At 41.2% G+C, this 18,898-nt stretch carries 14 protein-coding genes, 1 other RNA gene and 1 other annotated feature; of the genes, 12 read left to right on the top strand and 3 right to left on the bottom strand.

The features are described 5' to 3' along the window. Nucleotides 1–31: 31 nt before the first annotated feature. Complete coding sequence (locus tag ACIFOT_RS17570) at nt 32–391, bottom strand: TIGR04086 family membrane protein (protein ID WP_430066660.1); 360 nt, start codon at nt 389–391, stop codon at nt 32–34. Between the two features lie 234 nt (nt 392–625). On the opposite strand from ACIFOT_RS17570, the gene ACIFOT_RS17565 reads away from it, so the two are divergent. Beyond that, entirely contained in the window at nt 626–1,285 is a 660-nt protein-coding gene (locus ACIFOT_RS17565; protein ID WP_430066633.1) for a DUF421 domain-containing protein, read from the top strand. Between the two features lie 32 nt (nt 1,286–1,317). Here the strand turns inward: ACIFOT_RS17565 and spoVB are convergent, their stop codons facing one another. After that, nucleotides 1,318–2,871 (bottom strand): stage V sporulation protein B, encoded by a 1,554-nt coding sequence (spoVB, locus tag ACIFOT_RS17560; RefSeq protein ID WP_430066632.1) that lies wholly within the window; start codon nt 2,869–2,871, stop codon nt 1,318–1,320. Between the two features lie 139 nt (nt 2,872–3,010). Between spoVB and ACIFOT_RS17555 the strand changes: the two genes are divergently transcribed. The 6 genes from ACIFOT_RS17555 to dtd all read left to right on the top strand — a co-directional run bounded on the left by ACIFOT_RS17555 (nt 3,011) and on the right by dtd (nt 11,741). Then, entirely contained in the window at nt 3,011–3,307 is a 297-nt protein-coding gene (locus ACIFOT_RS17555; protein ID WP_430066631.1) for a post-transcriptional regulator, read from the top strand. Between the two features lie 135 nt (nt 3,308–3,442). Continuing rightward, complete coding sequence (secDF, locus tag ACIFOT_RS17550) at nt 3,443–5,704, top strand: protein translocase subunit SecDF (protein WP_430066630.1); 2,262 nt, start codon at nt 3,443–3,445, stop codon at nt 5,702–5,704. Nucleotides 5,705–6,012: 308 nt separating this feature from the next. Beyond that, nucleotides 6,013–8,376: a single-stranded-DNA-specific exonuclease RecJ gene (gene recJ, locus ACIFOT_RS17545; RefSeq protein WP_430066629.1), complete on the top strand. Its 2,364-nt coding sequence runs from the start codon at nt 6,013–6,015 to the stop codon at nt 8,374–8,376. Continuing rightward, the gene (locus ACIFOT_RS17540; protein WP_430066628.1) at nt 8,367–8,879 is read left to right on the top strand and encodes an adenine phosphoribosyltransferase; all 513 of its coding nucleotides are present in this window, start codon (nt 8,367–8,369) and stop codon (nt 8,877–8,879) included. The genes recJ and ACIFOT_RS17540 overlap by 10 nt, the downstream gene beginning before the upstream one ends. Before the next feature lie 211 nt (nt 8,880–9,090). After that, on the top strand, nt 9,091–11,286 hold the full coding sequence (locus ACIFOT_RS17535) for a RelA/SpoT family protein (protein WP_430066627.1): 2,196 nt from the start codon (nt 9,091–9,093) through the stop codon (nt 11,284–11,286). An 11-nt stretch (nt 11,287–11,297) separates the two neighbouring features. Next, nucleotides 11,298–11,741 (top strand): D-aminoacyl-tRNA deacylase, encoded by a 444-nt coding sequence (gene dtd, locus ACIFOT_RS17530; RefSeq protein WP_430066626.1) that lies wholly within the window; start codon nt 11,298–11,300, stop codon nt 11,739–11,741. Between the two features lie 34 nt (nt 11,742–11,775). Here the strand turns inward: dtd and ACIFOT_RS17525 are convergent, their stop codons facing one another. Then, nucleotides 11,776–13,545 (bottom strand): SH3 domain-containing protein, encoded by a 1,770-nt coding sequence (locus ACIFOT_RS17525; RefSeq protein ID WP_430066625.1) that lies wholly within the window; start codon nt 13,543–13,545, stop codon nt 11,776–11,778. A gap of 167 nt (nt 13,546–13,712) precedes the next feature. On the opposite strand from ACIFOT_RS17525, the gene ACIFOT_RS17520 reads away from it, so the two are divergent. From ACIFOT_RS17520 to ACIFOT_RS17500, 5 genes are all read left to right on the top strand, one after another. Next, nucleotides 13,713–13,889 (top strand): hypothetical protein, encoded by a 177-nt coding sequence (locus ACIFOT_RS17520; protein ID WP_223591214.1) that lies wholly within the window; start codon nt 13,713–13,715, stop codon nt 13,887–13,889. Between the two features lie 60 nt (nt 13,890–13,949). Continuing rightward, nucleotides 13,950–14,190, top strand: a binding site (T-box leader). An 80-nt stretch (nt 14,191–14,270) separates the two neighbouring features. Next, nucleotides 14,271–15,542 carry a histidine--tRNA ligase gene (hisS, locus tag ACIFOT_RS17515; protein WP_430066624.1) on the top strand — a complete coding sequence of 424 codons (1,272 nt, stop codon included), beginning with the start codon at nt 14,271–14,273 and terminating at the stop codon, nt 15,540–15,542. A gap of 13 nt (nt 15,543–15,555) precedes the next feature. Continuing rightward, nucleotides 15,556–17,325, top strand: coding sequence for an aspartate--tRNA ligase (gene aspS, locus ACIFOT_RS17510; protein WP_430066623.1), 1,770 nt, complete (start codon nt 15,556–15,558; stop codon nt 17,323–17,325). A gap of 66 nt (nt 17,326–17,391) precedes the next feature. After that, a non-coding RNA gene (gene ssrS, locus ACIFOT_RS17505) (6S RNA) lies at nt 17,392–17,588 on the top strand. Between the two features lie 166 nt (nt 17,589–17,754). After that, nucleotides 17,755–18,522, top strand: a complete 768-nt coding sequence (locus ACIFOT_RS17500; protein WP_223591219.1) for a tRNA threonylcarbamoyladenosine dehydratase — start codon at nt 17,755–17,757, stop codon at nt 18,520–18,522. Nucleotides 18,523–18,898 lie beyond the last annotated feature (376 nt).

Here is an 18,898-nt window from a genome sequence, read left to right as displayed (position 1 = left end):
GAAGCCTTCTATGAGGGCTTCCTTTTAATATTTATGCATGTCTTTTATTATTTGTTGCGATATTAACCCCAAGAATACCGCCCATCATTGCGATCAAGGTGTAGCAGGTATGATAGATAACCTGCTCGGCATTAAAGAGGTGATCATAGCCCAAATATTGAAACAAAAAGACAATGAATGAGTAAATAAACCCCGTAGTTCCTCCTATCAGCCAGCCCTTTTCTTTCCGTTTTCCACCAGATAGAAAGCCGCCGCCAAATAAGCCGATAAACGATAAGGCTGTTATCACATATTGAAGTGAGCCTTCCCTAGCTGATGTAAATCGAAGAATAAACGCAAAAATCACGCTGCAGACAGCTGCGAATGCAATAATAAAGATTAATCCATACAGAATTGATGTTCCAAAGCTTTTAGATTCGATTTTTCTCTCCCCCTTCAGTCGTTAAAGGCTGATACCCTGCCTTTAGTAGACAGTTTCTGTCCTAGTACAAGCGTATTCATGAAGGAGAAAAAGTAGAATAAATTTTCATCACAATAAATAAAGAACTTTGGAAGTTTATTCCTATAATTATCCTCCGCAAACTGCAAACAATAGTTTTGAATGGAAAAAAAGGGGCGGAACAAAGTGGAACCATATTTAACAATTGTGTTTCGAACAATTATTTTTTACATACTCATTTTGATCATTTTTCGAATGATGGGTAAGCGCGAAATAGGGGAATTAAGCATTCTTGATCTCGTCGTTTTTATTATGATTGGCGAACTGGCAGTTGTTGCTATTGAAAGACCAAATGTCCGTGTGCTCCATGCAATCGTACCAATGGTTTTATTGATGTTCATCCAAATCATCATGGCCATCATTTCTTTAAAAAGTAAAAGATTTCGCGATCTGGTTGATGGAAAACCGAGCATTATTATCAATCGCGGGAAAATAGACGAAGTCGCGATGCGCAAGCAGCGTTACAATTTCGATGATTTAATGACACAATTAAGGGAAAAAGACATACGCAGTATTGCTGATGTTGAGTTTGCCATATTAGAGTCATCTGGAAGCCTGTCCGTCATTGAAAAATTAAAAAACAGCAACGAAGTCCCGAAGCAAGGGGATATTACCATTCCTTTAATTATTGATGGTTCCATCGAGGAAGAAAATTTAAAAAGAATTAATAAAACCAATCTATGGCTGCGTCAGGAATTAAAAAAAAAGGGCTACCGCGATGTGAAAAAGATTTCGTTTTGCAGCTATGAGAACGGAAAATTCTTTATTGACCTGCAGGATGAATAAAAGAAGACACGCAGATTTTAAGCGTGTCTTCTTTAGCGAAAGGCAATAAAGTTTCGTATCCACGGTATTCGCTGCAGTTCTTCTTTTTTGAGAAGACCGAAAAAGATTAACATAAAAATGTAGGAAAGGCTCATCCCAGAAACTGAGATTAAAACGCGAATTGTTAACGCTTCTTTTGGAAGAATATTTTCAAATAACCAATAGCCAAGCCAGCCTGATGCCGCCATGACAAGAAATCCCTTCAAATAATCCCGAATATAAAAGGAAAAGGCCACTCGCTTCATTACTGTTGCAAAATGTAGGATGGTAACTAAAACAAAACCAACAATGATCCCAAGAGCGGCGCCAGTAATTCCAAAGGATGGCTGGGAAGCAAGTAAGAAGATGACAGCTGTTTTCACTACGGCTCCGATGAGACTATTAATCATGGCCGCTCTTGCCAGATTTAACGCTTGAAGGACGGCCTGTAAGGGTCCTTGATAATAAAAAAGCAAAAAGAATGGAGCCATGATTTTAATAAAATAGGCTCCCTTCGTAGAGCCGTACATGAGCTGCATAAGCGGGTCCGCCAAAACATATAGGATGATGACAGCAAGTCCCCCTGATAAAAAAACAAAACGCAGTGCTTGCTGGAGCCTGTATTCGATTAATTTATGATTATTTTTGGAATTGGCTTCACTGATTGCCGGGACCAGTGAAGTTGCTAAAGAAAACGTAACAAACGAAGGCAGCATTAACAGCGGCATGGCGTAACCAGTTAAAGCTCCATACTGTTTCGTTGCATTCACGGCTAGTACACCTGCAAGAGATAAACTGTGGGCCACAACGATTGGCTCGAAAAACCAGGCTAATGATCCAATCATCCTGCTCCCCGTCGTGGGCAGGGCGATTTCCATTAATTCTTTAAAGGTCCGCTTTCCTTTATGAACAAATTGGAAAAAATTTTTCCTCAGTTTAAAACGCTTTTTTAATTTAAACATGGTCAGCAAATAAATAAGGGATAGCAATTCACCTAAAACAGAAGCGGCCATGGCGGCTGCCGCTGCATATTCAACCCCATAAGGGAGGAAGGTTTTTGTAGCAGTTGCAATCAGGGTTATTCTCACCAGCTGTTCTAAAATCTGAGAGACAGCGGAGGGACGCATGTTTTGTCTTCCTTGGAAGTATCCTCTTAACACTGAAGATATTGCGATAATTGGCAGTGCTGGTGCAATCGCTATTAAAGGATAATAAGTCCTTTGATCGGTGAAAAGCGTGTTGGAAAGTATGGGTGCCAGTAAAAGCAATGCCGGAGTAATAAGAATGGAAAGTCCAATGGTGATGGCAAGGGAAACCACCAGAATTTTTTTAATTTCACCATAGTCCTTTCTTGCTTCCGCCTCGGCAATATTTTTGGAGATGGCAACTGGGAGCCCAAGCTGCGTTATCGTAACCACGAGGATAAACGTGGGGTAGGCCATCATATATAAGCCAACACCTTCTTCGCCAATGCTGCGAGCTAGCACGATTCGATAAATAAACCCCAGGACCCTTGTTATAAAACCAGCCACTAATAGGATAAAGGTCCCTTTTAAAAACTTCGACATTCTACTTCCCACCTTCTCAAAATAGGCGTTATCATATACAATTAACTATATGCATCATGGTGGACAAAGCATGACAAGTTGTCTTGGCTTTTTGCAAAGGTTCAAGAACTTTAGGGACTTCTCTCAGGGGGTAGTTAAAATGGATAACAGCCATAAATATGATCATTTTCGAACCCAGGTACAGCCGGCCTTAAAAAGTAAACTTTTTGAGTTTCGCTTACTAGGAATTGACTCAGTAACGGAAAAGGAGCTTTGGAATTTTTTAATTAAGAAAAAGTGGAAAAAGGTAAAAGATGAAATGAAGCTGTACGAAATGATCCAAGAAATACTCTCTGTTAAGGTTAGCGATTATATGAACTTTGCTACAATTGAAGCCTTTAAAACGGCTGAGTTCTCTTTTGATGATGAAAATGAATGGAAAGAGCTATTGAAATAGAACGTTTTCATTTATTTGTAAATTGACACACTTTCTTACTTATTCCATAATGATAGCAGTGACTTTTTTATTATTTTTATATAGGACTTGCAGGTAAAAGTGCTATGCACACGCACTAAGGAGGAACAATACATAATGGTAAAACGCAGTAGAATTATTGCTTTCTTACTTCTGGTTCTGATTCTCGGAAGCACAATGGGGGCAACAACGAAAAACATCTTAAACAATATGAAGCTTGGACTTGACCTCCAAGGAGGATTTGAGGTCTTGTACGAGGTAAAGCCAGCGAAAAAAGGACAGAAAATTGACAAAAATGTCCTAGCTAGTACCGCGGAAGCACTTGATAAGCGGATTAACGTGCTGGGGGTAAGTGAGCCGAATATTCAAATTGAAGGTAATAACCGTGTTCGCGTTCAGCTTGCCGGGGTAAAAGACCAAAATAAAGCACGTGAAATTTTATCCACTCAAGCTAACTTATCCTTCCGTGATGCCAATGATCGTCTGATGATGGACGGGTCTGACTTAAAGCAGGGCGGAGCGAAGCAAACCTTTGACCAAAATGGAAATCCAAGCGTTTCTTTAACATTAAAGAGTGCGGATAAATTCCGGAAGGTCTCTGAAGAAATTATGAACATGAATCCAAATGTACTTGTTATTTGGCTTGATTTTGAAGAAGGAAAAGACTCCTTTAAAACAGAAGTAACAAAGCCGAATCCGAAATATTTATCTGCACCAACTGTTAAACAAGTTTTCAATCAAGACACTGTATCCATAGTCGGAAGCTTCACTGCAAAAGAAGCTCAAACCTTGGCTTCTCTTTTAAATGCAGGTTCCTTACCAGTAAAGCTTAAAGAAGTATACTCTACTTCCGTCGGAGCCAAGTTCGGTGAGCAAGCCTTACATGACACGATTTTAGCGGGAATCATCGGTGTCATCATCATTTATCTGTTTATGCTTTTCTATTATCGTTTTCCAGGTTTCATTGCAACTATTACGTTATCCATTTATATTTATCTCGTCCTATTGATTTTTGATTGGATGAATGGAGTCCTGACCTTGCCGGGAATCGCGGCGATTATACTAGGGGTCGGTATGGCCGTCGATGCCAATATTATTACGTATGAACGGATTAGAGAAGAACTTAAAGTGGGCAGAACTATTAAGTCAGCCTTCCAAGCTGGTGAGCAGCATGCATTTACGGCGATTCTTGACGCAAACTTAACAACCATCTTAACCGCAGGTGTCCTATTCTTCTATGGGACTAGTTCGGTAAAAGGGTTTGCGACCATGTTAATCGTGAGTGTTCTTATGAGCTTCCTAACCAACGTTTACGGTGCACGGTTATTATTAGGACTTTGGGTGAACAGTGGTTTATTGAAGGATAAACCAGGTTGGTTTGCAGTACGCCAGTCACAAATTAGATCTCTTACCGAAAATATCGATACAGTCAATCTCCCTACAAGATTTGATAAAATTGATTTTGTTAAATTGAGAAAACCAATTTTTGCGATATCAGGTGTTCTGCTAGTAGCAGGTATCATAATTCTCGCCATTTTCCGCATGAATTTAGGAATTGATTTTTCAAGTGGAACACGAGTTGAAGTTCAATCTAATACACCTTTAACAACTGAAAAGGTGGAAGCTGCTTTTACCAAGCATCATTTAACACCTGATGATATCGTTATTTCAGGTGAAAAGAAGCAAATTGGCGCAGTACGAATGCTCGGGGTTCTCTCTAAAAATGAAATTGCTGATCTAAAAGCCGACTTCAAAAAGCAATTTGGCTTTGAGCCGAATGTCAGCACGGTTTCTCCGACTGTAGGAAAAGAACTGGCGAAAAATGCCTTTTTTGCAATCTTGTTTGCATCAATCGGTATCATTCTCTATGTATCTGTTCGCTTTGAAGCGTACATGGCGATTGCTGCCATTGCCGCTATCCTTCATGATGCCTTCTTCATGATTGCAATCTTTAGTATTACAAGACTGGAAGTAGATTTGACCTTTATTGCGGCGGTATTGACCATCATCGGTTATTCTAACCATGATACGATTGTTACGTTCGATAGAATTCGCGAAAATATGCGCAAGAAAAAGCGTCTTAAAACGGTTGAGGATATTGCCGAAGTCGTAAACGTAAGTATCCGTCAAACGTTAACCCGGTCTATTAACACCGTCTTAACTGTACTCATTACAGTGGTTTGCTTAATGATTTTTGGAAGTCCATCCATCCTTAATTTCTCTATCGCGTTGTTCGTTGGATTAATTGTAGGTGTGTATTCTTCCGTCTTTATCGCAGGGTCTTTATGGTATGTATTGAAATGTAAAGAGCTGAAAAAGAAGGGCGTTATTAAAACAGTTAAAGAAAAAAGAAAATACTCTGATCAACCGCAAGTATAATTTTTTGAAAACCGCAGAGATTCTGCGGTTTTTTCTTGTCTAGCTCCAGCGCCCAGCGGCTAGTGTCCTTCGCTCTCCGCCCTACGATAAGTCAAGCACGAATGCGCTAACGCTCTTCGTGTTTCCTTTATCTCAGTTGGAGCGCTCCACAAGGAACGCTTCGGAAGCATAAACATCGCACGAAGAAAAAGCGTGAGCTTTTTCGAGGAGGCCATACGTCGCTAGACGGGCGCTTGCGCTTTTCTATTTCCATTGAAAGCTGATTCCTGCTCCTGTATAATAAGATAGTCTGAGGGGTGAATCTACTAATGTTGAACTCAAAAACAAGATGGATTGTTCGTAAATCCGATGACCAACTTGTTAAAATGCTAGCAAATGAATTGAAAATTACACCTCTAGTTGCTACGCTGCTTGTCAATCGTGGAATAGATACCGTAGATTCTGCACGGTATTTTTTATTTGGGAAGGATGAGTTCCACGACCCTTATCTGTTAAAAGGGATGGACATCGCGGTGAATAGAATTCGTAAAGCTATAGATAATCAAGAACCGATACTTATATTTGGGGATTATGATGCCGATGGAGTCAGCAGCACTTCAGTTTTAATGATTACTCTTCGCGACTTAGGTGCGAATGTTCAGTTTTACATCCCTAATCGCTTTACAGAAGGCTATGGTCCAAATGAATCTGCCTTTCGTCGGGCAGCTGAGTCTGGTATAAAATTAATTATTACTGTTGACACTGGAATATCTGCGATTCATGAAGCAAACGTGGCAAAAGAGCTGGGGCTTGACCTAATTATTACCGATCACCATGAACCGGGGCAAGTACTTCCTGAAGCACTTGCTATCATACACCCGAAGCTTCCAGACAGCATATATCCGTTTCGTGAGCTGGCCGGAGTAGGGGTAGCCTTCAAAGTAGCACATGCTTTATATGGAAAATTGCCTGAACATTTGTTTGAGATTGCCGTTATCGGCACAATTGCAGATTTAGTATCTTTAAAAGGTGAAAATCGCCTAATTGCTAAAAAAGGTCTCGAAAAATTGAAGGTAACGACAAACATAGGATTAAGGGCTGTTTTTAAATTGGCTGGAGTGGATTTATCGGCGATTAACGAAGAAACAATCGGATTTACTCTCGCTCCCAGGATTAATGCTGTCGGCCGTTTGGAAGATGCAGATATGGCGGTGCAGCTTATCTTAACAGATGATCCGGATGAAGCAGACCATCTAGCGCAAGAAATGGATGACCTTAATAAAACAAGGCAATCGATCGTTAATACAATCACACTTGAGGCAATCGAAGAAGTGGAACAGAACTATCCGATTGACTCCAATAAGGTTCTCGTCATCGGAAAAGAAGGCTGGAATGCCGGAGTTATTGGGATTGTTGCCTCAAGACTGGTGGAAAAATTTTATCGCCCTACGATTGTTCTGAGCTTCGATCGGGAAAAAGGGCTGGCAAAAGGATCGGCACGTAGTATTGCCGGTTTTGACCTGTTTCATAATTTATCTACCTGCCGCGACATTCTGCCGCATTTTGGCGGACATCCTATGGCAGCGGGGATGACCTTGAATTTGGATGATGTGGAAGAGCTCCGTCAGAGGTTAAACCATCTTGCAGATGAGTTAATGACGGAAGAAGATTTTATGCCGGTAACCTATCTTGACGAGGAAGTTCAACTTGTTGATATCCACTTGTCGGCATTAGATGAATTAAATCTATTAGCCCCTTTTGGTATGGACAACTCCAAGCCAAAAGTTTTAATAAATAATGTTGATATTTCTACTATTAGAAAAATTGGCAGTGACCAAAACCATTTGAAAATATTAGTGAATGATAATGGCTCCACATTGGATGGGGTCGGGTTTGGATTAGGTCCATTAGTTGATAATATATCTCCAGCATCAAAAATCTCATTCATTGGAGAATTATCGATAAATGAATGGAACAATATACGTAAACCGCAAATTTTTATCCATGATATGGCCGTACAGTCCTGGCAGCTATTCGATTATCGTGGACAAAAGCGAATCAATACTATTGCCAATTTGGTTCCAAATGAAAATAGAAAAATTATTATTTTTAACAAAGAGCATTATGAAAAAATAAACGCACAACTTCAGCTTGAAACCATTCTTATTCAAGATATGGAAGAAGCTCAAGCCTTCGATGGCTTTCAGGCAAACATCGTACTGGTCGATCTTCCGCCATCAAAAGAACTTGTTGCTCAATTATTGAAGGGGAAGCAGCCAGCAAGGGTATATGCCTATTTCTATAAAGAGTCCAGCGATTTTTTCAGCACCATTCCAACCCGGGATCATTTTAAATGGTTCTATGCGTTCCTGTTAAAAAATGGCCCGATTGACCTTAAACGTTACGGTGATGATATTGCAAAGCAGCGCGGCTGGTCAAAGGAAACGATTTACTTTATGTCAAAGGTGTTTTCTGAGCTGGATTTTGTTACAATAAACAATGGATTTATAACTTTACAAAGATCAGCGCAGAAGCGTGATTTAACTGACTCAAGAACCTATCAATTAAAACAAGCACAATATGCTCTTGAAAGAGATTTATTGTTTTCATCCTTTCAGGAATTAAAAGGCTGGTTCGACGAAGTCATTCAAGAGTCGGTTGAAATTGAGGAGGCAGTAAAAGGATGGATTTAAAACCATTTATCGCAATCGTAGAGGATTACCCAAAACCTGGAATTAAGTTTAAAGATATTACTCCTTTAATGAATAATGGCGAAGCATATAAATATGCAACAGACCAGATTGTTGCTTATGCACAAGATAAGAATATTGATTTAATTGTTGGACCAGAGGCTAGAGGCTTTATTATTGGCTGTCCAGTTGCTTATTCACTCGGAATCGGCTTTGCTCCAGTCCGTAAAGAAGGAAAGCTTCCACGCGAAACCATTAAGGTTAATTACGGCTTAGAATATGGCAGCGACGTCTTAACCATCCATCAGGATGCTATCAAGCCTGGCCAGCGCGTTCTCATTACCGACGATTTATTAGCAACAGGAGGCACCATCGACGCTACAATCAAATTAGTAGAACAGCTCGGCGGCGTTGTTGCTGGTATCGCTTTCTTAGTGGAGTTAACTTATTTAGAAGGCAGAAGCAAGCTAGAGGGTTATGATATTTTAACTTTATTGGAATATTAATGAATATAAGGGAGCACTCGATAGGCGGGTGCTCTCTTTACTATAAAGAAAATCGACATTTTTTTCGTAAAATGTTGAAAAAATCTCTCAATCTCTTTACATCTTTGTTATTTTTTTCGATAATAGAAACAATCATTCTAATTTAGGAACTATTTTTTATAGGATGACATTTATATATATATAAAATTGAGATGAAGATAAAGGTGATTTCATGGCGAATGATCAAGTGTTAACAGCCGACCAAGTCATCGACAAGACTAGAAAATACTTAAATGAAGAACATGTGGAACTCGTGAAAAAAGCGTATGAATTCGCGAAGCATGCTCATCGTGAACAATATCGAAAATCAGGCGAACCATACATTATCCATCCTATCCAGGTTGCAGGCATCCTCGCTGATCTGGAGATGGATCCGGCAACGGTTGCGTCTGGTTTTCTCCATGACGTTGTTGAAGATACTAATGTATCCTTAAAGGATATTGAAGTAGCCTTTAATGCCGAAGTGGCTATGCTTGTCGACGGAGTAACCAAATTAGGGAAAATTAAATATAAGTCGCACGAAGAGCAGCAGGCTGAAAACCACCGAAAAATGTTTGTGGCAATGGCACAGGACATTCGGGTCATTCTCATAAAGCTTGCTGACCGTTTGCATAATATGCGGACATTGAAGCATCTTCCTTTAGAGAAACAGCGTCGGATTTCAAATGAAACACTTGAAATTTTTGCCCCTTTAGCGCATCGTCTTGGTATTTCTAAAATTAAGTGGGAGCTGGAAGATACAGCATTACGATATTTAAATCCGCAGCAATATTACCGGATTGTTAACTTAATGAAAAAGAAGCGTGCCGAGCGGGAGCAATATTTAGAGGACGTCATCGACGAAGTCAAGAGCCGGATGAATGAGGTATCCATAAAAGCCGAACTTTCTGGCAGACCAAAGCATATTTACAGCATTTATCGGAAGATGGCCCTGCAAAATAAGCAATTCAGTGAAATATATGATTTGCTGGCCGTTCGAATTGTTGTCAATAGTATTAAAGACTGTTATGCGGTACTAGGCATCATTCATACGTGCTGGAAGCCAATGCCGGGGCGTTTTAAGGATTATATTGCAATGCCAAAGCCGAATATGTATCAATCCCTGCATACAACCGTCATAGGACCAAAAGGCGATCCGCTTGAAGTTCAGATTCGGACCTTTGAAATGCATCGGATTGCCGAATTCGGGATTGCGGCCCACTGGGCATACAAAGAAGGTAAGGCGATAAGTGACAGCTCAACCTTCGAGCAAAAATTAACCTGGTTCAGAGAAATCCTGGAATTCCAAAATGATACGCAAAATGCAGAAGAATTTATGGAATCATTAAAGATCGATTTGTTTTCCGATATGGTTTTTGTGTTTACACCAAAAGGCGATGTGATCGAATTGCCGTCCGGTTCAGTTCCTATTGATTTTGCGTACCGCATTCACTCAGAAATTGGCAATAAGACGATAGGGGCAAAAGTGAACGGCAAGATGGTGACGCTTGACTATACGCTTAAGACCGGGGATATCATTGAGATTCTTACTTCCAAGCATTCCTATGGTCCAAGTCAAGACTGGCTAAAGCTGGCACAAACTTCCCAGGCGAAAAATAAAATCCGGGCCTTCTTTAAAAAGCAGCGCCGAGATGAGAATATTGTCAAGGGCAGAGAGCTTGTTGAAAAAGAAATAAAGGCGATGGAATTTGACATTAAAGAAATCCTAACACCTGATAATTTAAAAAAGGTTGCGGAAAAGTTTAATTTTACAGGTGAAGAGGATATGTACGCCGCAGTAGGTTATAACGGAGTAACTGCCCTGCAGGTGGCCAACCGTTTAACAGAGAAATGGCGGAAAAAGCGGGACCAGGAGCAGTCGGCCAGCATCACCAACGCGATAACGGATTTAAAGGCATTTCCTTCTACCAAGAAACGAGAGTCTGGTGTCCGCGTTCAAGGTATTGATAACTTGTTAATTCGTTTATCAAGATGCTGTAATCCGGTTCCAGGAGATGAAATTGTCGGCTTTATAACAAAAGGCCGCGGCGTGTCCGTGCATCGTTCTGATTGTACGAACATTGATTCCAATGATGCCCAGTCCAGATTAATTCCGGTTGAATGGGAAACTTCTCTAAATGATCGAAAAGAATATAATGTCGATATCGAAATCAGCGGTTACGATCGCAGAGGACTTTTGAATGAAGTTCTGCAAGCTGTAAATGAAACGAAAACAAATATTTCAGCTGTTACTGGTAAATCTGACCGAAATAAAATGGCGACAATTATTATGTCGATTGCCATTCATAATGTCAGTCATCTCCAGAAGGTTGTAGACCGGATCAAACAAATTCCGGATATTTATTCGGTTCGCCGAATCATGAATTAAGGAGTTACAAAATGCGAGTTGTAGTACAGCGAAGTAAAGCTGCCCAAGTATCCGTGAACGGTGAAATTACTGGGCAAATTACAAAAGGGTTTGTCCTCCTTGTTGGAATTACCCATGAGGACAGGGAAGATGATGCAGCTTATTTGGCCGATAAAATTGTCAACCTTAGAATCTTTGAAGATGAAGCGGGAAAGATGAATTTTTCCCTTCTGGATGTAGGCGGAGAAATTCTTTCTGTCTCCCAATTTACGCTTTATGGGGATTGCCGAAAAGGAAGAAGACCTAATTTTATGGATGCAGCAAGACCGAAGCAAGCTGTCGAACTTTATGAAGTATTTAACACTATGCTTCGTGAAAAAGGAGTTAAGGTTGAAACAGGCGTGTTTGGGGCGATGATGGATGTATCACTCACAAATGACGGTCCAGTTACTTTAATCGTTGAAAGTAAAGCATAAAAAAGGCTTGGCACTTAATAAGTGCCGAGCCTTTTTAATTCTCTTTAAAATATCGAGCTAGTCCATCATATAATCCAGATGCAGCGTTTTCCTGGAACACACCGGAAGTTAGGGTCATTTCTTCCTCAGGGTTGCTTAAATAGCCAAGCTCAATCAAAGTGGCTTTTTGACTATTTTCCCGAATTACATGGAAATCACCAAACCGCACGCCACGGCTTGTTAATTTTGTTTGCGCAATGGTGGAAGCAAAAATCGTATCTGCCAGTGATTTTTGGTAGGAATGATAATAATAGCCAGTCATACCGCGGACACTGCGGTCTAAATTGCTGTCATAGTGCAAACTGATAAAGGCATCTGCCCGGTTCGCACTCGCTAAACTCACTCTTGACGGGAGTGTAAGATAAGAATCATTATTTCGGGTCATATAGACATTCGCACCAGCGGCAGATAATTTATCATATAAAAGACGAGCTGTCCTAAGAGTAAGTTCCTTCTCCAGTGTGCCGCTCGCTCCAGTTGTTCCGTTATCACCGCCGCCATGACCAGGGTCCAGTACAATGGTTTTATTTTTTAAATAGCCTTCTGCGCCGGACTTCTCAATCCTCGGTGCAGAACCGTTTGACGAGACAATCCAGCCGGCAACGAAACCGGATTTTCCATTTTTAAGTTTGATTTCATACCAATCATTCTTGACGCTGACAACCGAAAAAGTTTCTCCTTCATTCGCACGTTGAACCACGTCTGATTGTACATTTGCATTTTTACGGATATTGGTACCGTCCTGTAGTATGGTAATAGTATTTTCTTTTCCTGATGATTGCCCAGTACTTGCTTTTCTAGATGATTTTTCAAGATACCACCCGGCCACCCAGCCGAAACTACCATTCTTATACTCTATTTTTGCCCAATTATTATTTTCTTCTAAAATGGTAAAACTTTGTCCCTTTGTAACATTGCCAATGATGGCTGCATTCAACGATGCGCTTGAGCGGACACTAAGACTGTTGGCTGTAACAGTGCCAGACATACCGCTGGCATTTGCCGGCTTGTCCACCTTTTGGGATTCAGCCTGTACATCAATGAACTCGGAGCTGACCCATCCTTTCATGGTGCCGAATCCAACCTCAGACCAGCTCTTTTGCTTATCATAAATCGTTACGATTGTCCCTTTGGTAAGTTTCCCGAGAACCGAACTTGATGATGAAGGCTCCTTCCGGACGTTTAAGGTATCACCATTTACAACACCCGATGTTGTCCCCTTCAAAGTAGTTGATTCCAGTTTCTTTTCGGGCTGCCCAGTTTGTATAACTAAAAATTCTCTAGCAACCCAGCCTTCGCCAAAGGTGGAGGTGATTTTATACCAGTTTTCGTTTTGGTCGAGGACGGTAACTTCCTGTCCCTTATTTACGAATCCGACAATTTGAAAGCTTGTCCCAGGTCCGGAACGAACCCTTAATTGATCGGTATTGGCTTTTGCAACCGTGTTTGCAGAATTTGAGGCAGATGCTGCATTAGCTGTTTTTTGTTCATTTTCTTTTGTTACAAGCCAATTTACAACCCAGCCTGTTTTGCCAAAAGAAAGCTGAATTTGGATCCAATCGTCCTTTTCTTTGACGATGGAATACTTCTCGCCTCGGTTTGCGATTTTTACGAGCGGATAGCTCAATCCCGGACCGCTGCGAATATTGGCTGTATCACTTGAAATAATGATGGAACCACTTGCTGCGCTGCTTTTTCCTTGCGGCAGGAAGGCTCCGAAAAAAAGAATTAAAGATAATAGCAGTAAACTAAATTTTTTGGACATTCTTCCCCTCCTTGTCTAATTCCTTATTTTACCGTAAAAACTAGTGAAAATCATTCCTAAACTGTTAAATTTGGCCAACAAAATCTCGAAATTCCTCTTATCCATGCAATTTTTTCACAAGGATGGAAATAATAAGCCTATCTAATGAAAAGGCAGAGGTGATTGGCATGAGATCAAGTGACAAAGGAATGAACATCCAATCCATGAATGGACGGATATTTGGGGTGGATTTTCATGATTTTATTGAAAAAGAACAGCACGCTTCATCCATTGAACTTGCTTCTGAATTCGGGTTGACGATGAGTGATGTCAGAAAGTTAAAAAAACTTTTAGGGAGATCGTAAAACTCTCTTGACAAGGCACGCGATGCTCCGTATTATTATATAAATATAAAACATACTCGGATATAACCAATGATGGAGCATAGTAGTTAAGCTAACCCATGAAAAGAGAGGAAATGCCTTAGGCTGAAAGCATTTCTGCATGTGTCTTAATGAAGGAACACTCCGTAGGTTTCTCTCTGAAAAAGTCTTGGCTCTATTAGGAGATGAACGTAACAGGCGTTAACTGTTTAAGAGGAAGCAGTCCATATTTGGGCCGCTTCAACTAGGGTGGCACCGCGGGATATAAACTCTCGTCCCTTGTATTTAATACAAGGGATGGGAGTTTTTTGTTTTTTATAGTACATAAAAAATTAATTTTTTATATAGAGGAGGGTTCCTACCATGGCAATTAGTATTCCAAGAGGAACACAGGACATCCTGCCAGGTGAAATTGAGAAATGGCAGCTGATTGAACAAAAAGCAAGAGAACTTTGTGAAAAATATCAATACCAAGAAATTCGGACACCTATATTTGAACATACTGACCTTTTTTTACGGGGGGTCGGTGATACGACTGATATTGTTCAAAAGGAAATGTATACCTTTGAAGACCGTGGCGGCCGGAGTATTACATTAAGACCGGAAGGCACGGCAGCGGTGGTCCGTTCGTTTGTTGAGAAAAAAATGTTTGGTTATGCAAATCAGCCGGTGAAGCTTTATTATATGGGACCAATGTTTCGCTACGAGCGGCCGCAGGCAGGGCGCTTCCGCCAGTTTGTCCAGTTTGGAATAGAGGCCCTTGGAAGCAATGATCCGGCGATTGATGCTGAGGTTATATCGCTGGCGATGAACCTGTATAAGGAAATGGGGCTGCGAAAACTGAAGTTAATTATAAACAGCCTTGGTGACAAGGAGAGCAGAACTGCTCACCGCGAGGCGTTAGTGAATCACTTTAAACCAAGAATCGACGAGTTTTGTCATGACTGCCAAAACCGTCTCGAGAAAAACCCATTGCGAATCCTTGATTGTAAGCAGGATCACGATCACGAATTAATGAAATCAGCACCATCGATTCTTGAATATTTAAATGATTATTCAAAGGCTTATTTTGAAAAATTACAGCAGTATTTAACTCAGCTCGATATTCCATTTGAAGTTGATGCCAATCTTGTTCGCGGCTTGGATTATTACAATCACACAGCCTTTGAGATTATGAGCAATGCGGAGGGCTTTGGCGCGATTACCACTTTATGCGGCGGCGGCCGCTATAACGGCTTATCTGAGGAAATTGGCGGACCTGAAACACCAGGAATCGGCTTTGCATTAAGTATTGAACGGTTTATCGCCGCTCTTAAGGCTGAAGGAATTGAACTTGAAATCAATGAAGGCATAGATTGCTACCTGGCTTCACTAGGTGAAGAGGCAAAGGATTATACAGTTGGCTTGCTGCAGCAGCTTCGTCTAGCAGGTTTTTCAGCAGAAAGAGATTATTTAGATCGAAAAATTAAAGCACAATTTAAGGCGGCAGACCGCTTGAAGGCCAAATATGTGGCTATTCTTGGTGACGATGAGCTTAAAAACAACAAAATCAATGTGAAAAATATGGCTACAGGAGAACAAGAAGAAATAGCACTTGAATCTTTTATTCAATATTTTCAGGGGTTAAAACAATAAGGGGGATTTAGGAATGTTTGGCAGATCGTATTTTTGTGGTGAAGTTCCAGAAACAGCAGTAGGGGAAAAAGTAACCTTAAAGGGATGGGTTCAAAAAAGACGGGACCTAGGCGGATTAATTTTTATCGATCTTCGCGACCGTACAGGAATTGTTCAGGTTGTTTTTAATCCTGATTTGTCAAAGGAAGCTTTGGAGGCAGCCGAAAAAATCCGTAATGAATATGTTCTTGATATTGTTGGAACGGTTGTTGCTCGTGAGGCAGGAACCATTAATGAAAACTTAAAGACGGGGAAAATTGAGGTTCAAGCTGAAGTCGTGACAATAATTAATGAAGCGAAAACACCGCCGTTTATGATAACTGATAACACCGATGCTTCTGAGGATGTCCGTCTGAAATACCGTTATTTAGACTTCCGTCGCCCTGTCATTTTTGAAACACTGAAAATGCGTCATCAGGTGACAAGAGAAATCCGTAATTTCCTTGATGAGGAAGGCTTCTTAGATATTGAGACGCCGATTTTAACAAAGAGCACTCCTGAAGGGGCACGTGATTATCTAGTGCCAAGCCGTGTGCATCCAGGTGAGTTTTATGCATTGCCGCAATCGCCGCAGCTTTTTAAACAATTGCTTATGGTTGGCGGAGTGGAGCGCTATTATCAAATCGCCCGCTGCTTCCGTGACGAGGACCTGCGTGCTGACCGCCAGCCTGAATTTACGCAAATCGATATTGAAACGAGCTTTCTAAGCCAGGAGGATATCATTGCTTTGATGGAAAATATGATGTCGAGGGTGATGAAGGAAGTTAAGGGTGTAGATGTTCCGCATGTGTTCCCGCGTATGACGTATGACGAAGCAATGAGCCGTTTTGGTTCTGATAAACCTGATACCCGTTTTGGTCTCGAGTTAGTTGACCTTTCTGAAATCGTTAAGGATTCTGGATTCAAGGTGTTTGCAGCTGCTGTTGCAGGCGGCGGTCAAGTTAAAGCCATCAATGTAAAAGGTGCAGCTGAAAAATATTCCCGTAAGGATATCGATGCCCTAACAGAATTCGTGGCTGTTTATGGTGCAAAGGGTCTTGCCTGGTTAAAGGTTGATGCAGAAGGCCTGAAAGGTCAAATCGCCAAATTCTTCTCGGAAGAGGATGCGAATGCACTACTGGCTTCTCTTGAAGCGGCTGCCGGAGATTTGCTGCTGTTTGTCGCTGACAAGAAGAGCGTTGTTGCAGATGCACTGGGCGCACTTCGATTGAAGCTTGGTAAAGAATTAGGTTTAATCGATCAAAGTCTGTTTAATTTCCTTTGGGTTACAGATTGGCCGTTGCTTGAGTATGGTGAGGAGGAAGGCCGTTATTATGCAGCCCACCATCCGTTTACAATGCCATTTAGAGAAGATCTAGAATTTTTAGATTCTGATCCTTCTAAAGTGCGTGCACAGGCTTATGACCTTGTTCTAAATGGTTACGAGCTTGGCGGGGGTTCTTTAAGGATTTTTGAACGTCATATCCAAGAAAAAATGTTCAGCGTCCTTGGCTTTACACCTGAAGAAGCGCGCGAGCAGTTCGGCTTCCTGTTAAATGCATTTGAGTATGGAACACCTCCGCATGGCGGAATTGCCTTAGGTCTAGACCGTTTGGTAATGCTTCTTGCCGGCAGCACTAACCTTCGCGATACGATTGCATTTCCAAAGACAGCAAGTGCAAGCTGCTTGTTGACAGATGCACCGGGTGAAGTTTCTGAGGCGCAATTAAAAGAGCTAAATTTGTCACTAAATGTCAATAAATAGCATGAATTCGCTTTCATGAAACCTTGAATGACGAATCGTAATGTGGTATTATAAAGTCAATTCAAAAGAGTCCTGAAATGTACGTTGTGTTACCTGAAGTTTTGACCGAACATTATTTATTCGGGAGTCTGGAGTTTCCTGATTGCATAAATGCCTCACTCTTTGTCGAGTTAGGGGACTTATAATTTCGGGAACAGGACACCCCCCTGCTGAATGCGGGATCAAAACGAGGGATCAAAAGCGACGGCATCATTGGGACTCTTTTCTATTTTTATGAGTATTCAACCTCCTTCCTTGTGCAGGAGGTTTTATTTTTGCTTTGTATCTACATAATTCCTATAAAAATACTTGTTTTTATGAGCGGGTATGATATATTTTTATGGTGAAAAAATAAATATAAATTGAATTTACATTTGGAGTGAATTTATAATGCTGCATCAATTTTCTCGTAATGAGCTTGCGATAGGAAAAGAAGGCTTAGATATTATGAAGGGCAGCACCGTTGCTGTTCTGGGGATTGGCGGTGTCGGTTCGTTTGCGGCGGAAGCGCTTGCCCGTTCTGGTGTGGGACGCTTGGTGTTAATCGATAAGGATGACGTTGATATCACCAACGTGAATCGACAGCTTATCGCCCTTCTGTCAACTGTCGGCCGACCAAAGGTTGAAATCATGGAGGAGCGGATTAAAGATATTAATCCCGATTGTGAAGTCATCGCTCTTAAAATGTTTTATACCGAGGAAACCTATGAAGATATTTTCGGATATAACTTGGATTTCGTGGTTGATGCTTCGGATACCATTATGTATAAAATCCATTTAATGAAAGAGTGCTTAAAGCGAAATATCCCGATTATTTCAAGCATGGGTGCAGCCAATAAAATGGACCCAACCCGCTTTCAGATTGCCGATATTTCAAAAACGCATACGGATCCAATAGCAAAGGTTATACGCACGAAGCTGCGTAAGGAACGAATCCATAAAGGCATTCCGGTTGTTTTTTCTGATGAGAGCCCAATCGTTATTCGTGAAGATGTCCGCAAAGAAGTTGGGAATGATCAAGCGGCTATCCGTAAGGCGAAGATGCCGCCATCCTCTAATGCTTTCGTACCATCTGCTGCCGGCTTAATTATGGCAAGCTATGTGGTGAGAGAACTGCTTAAAAATATCAAAATTAGTCGCGTTTCGGATGAAAAATAGACTTTTTGTGGGCCCTGGACTGGTAAAGTTTGGGGTTTTTTCTTTCTGGCGGAAAAAAGTAACATAGAGCGGGTCTACGTGCCCGAAACCGCGGTGGGGAGTAAGAAAAAGGTAACGTAGATCGTGTCCTACGTGCCCGAAATCGGGGAGGAGTAAGAAAAAGGTAACGTAGACCGGTCTACGTGCCCGAAACCGCGGAGGAATAATAAAAAGGTAACCTAGACCGTGACTACGTGCCCGAAATCGGGGGAGGAGTAAGAAAAAGGTAACGTAGACCATGTCTACGTGCCCGAAATCGGGGTGGGAGTAAGAAAAAGGTAACGTAGACCGTGACTACGTGCCCGAAATCGGGGGAGGAGTAAGAAAAGGTAACGTA

The organism is Neobacillus sp. NRS-1170 (assembly GCF_050468025.1).
This window is presented reverse-complemented; position numbering and strand designations above follow the sequence as displayed.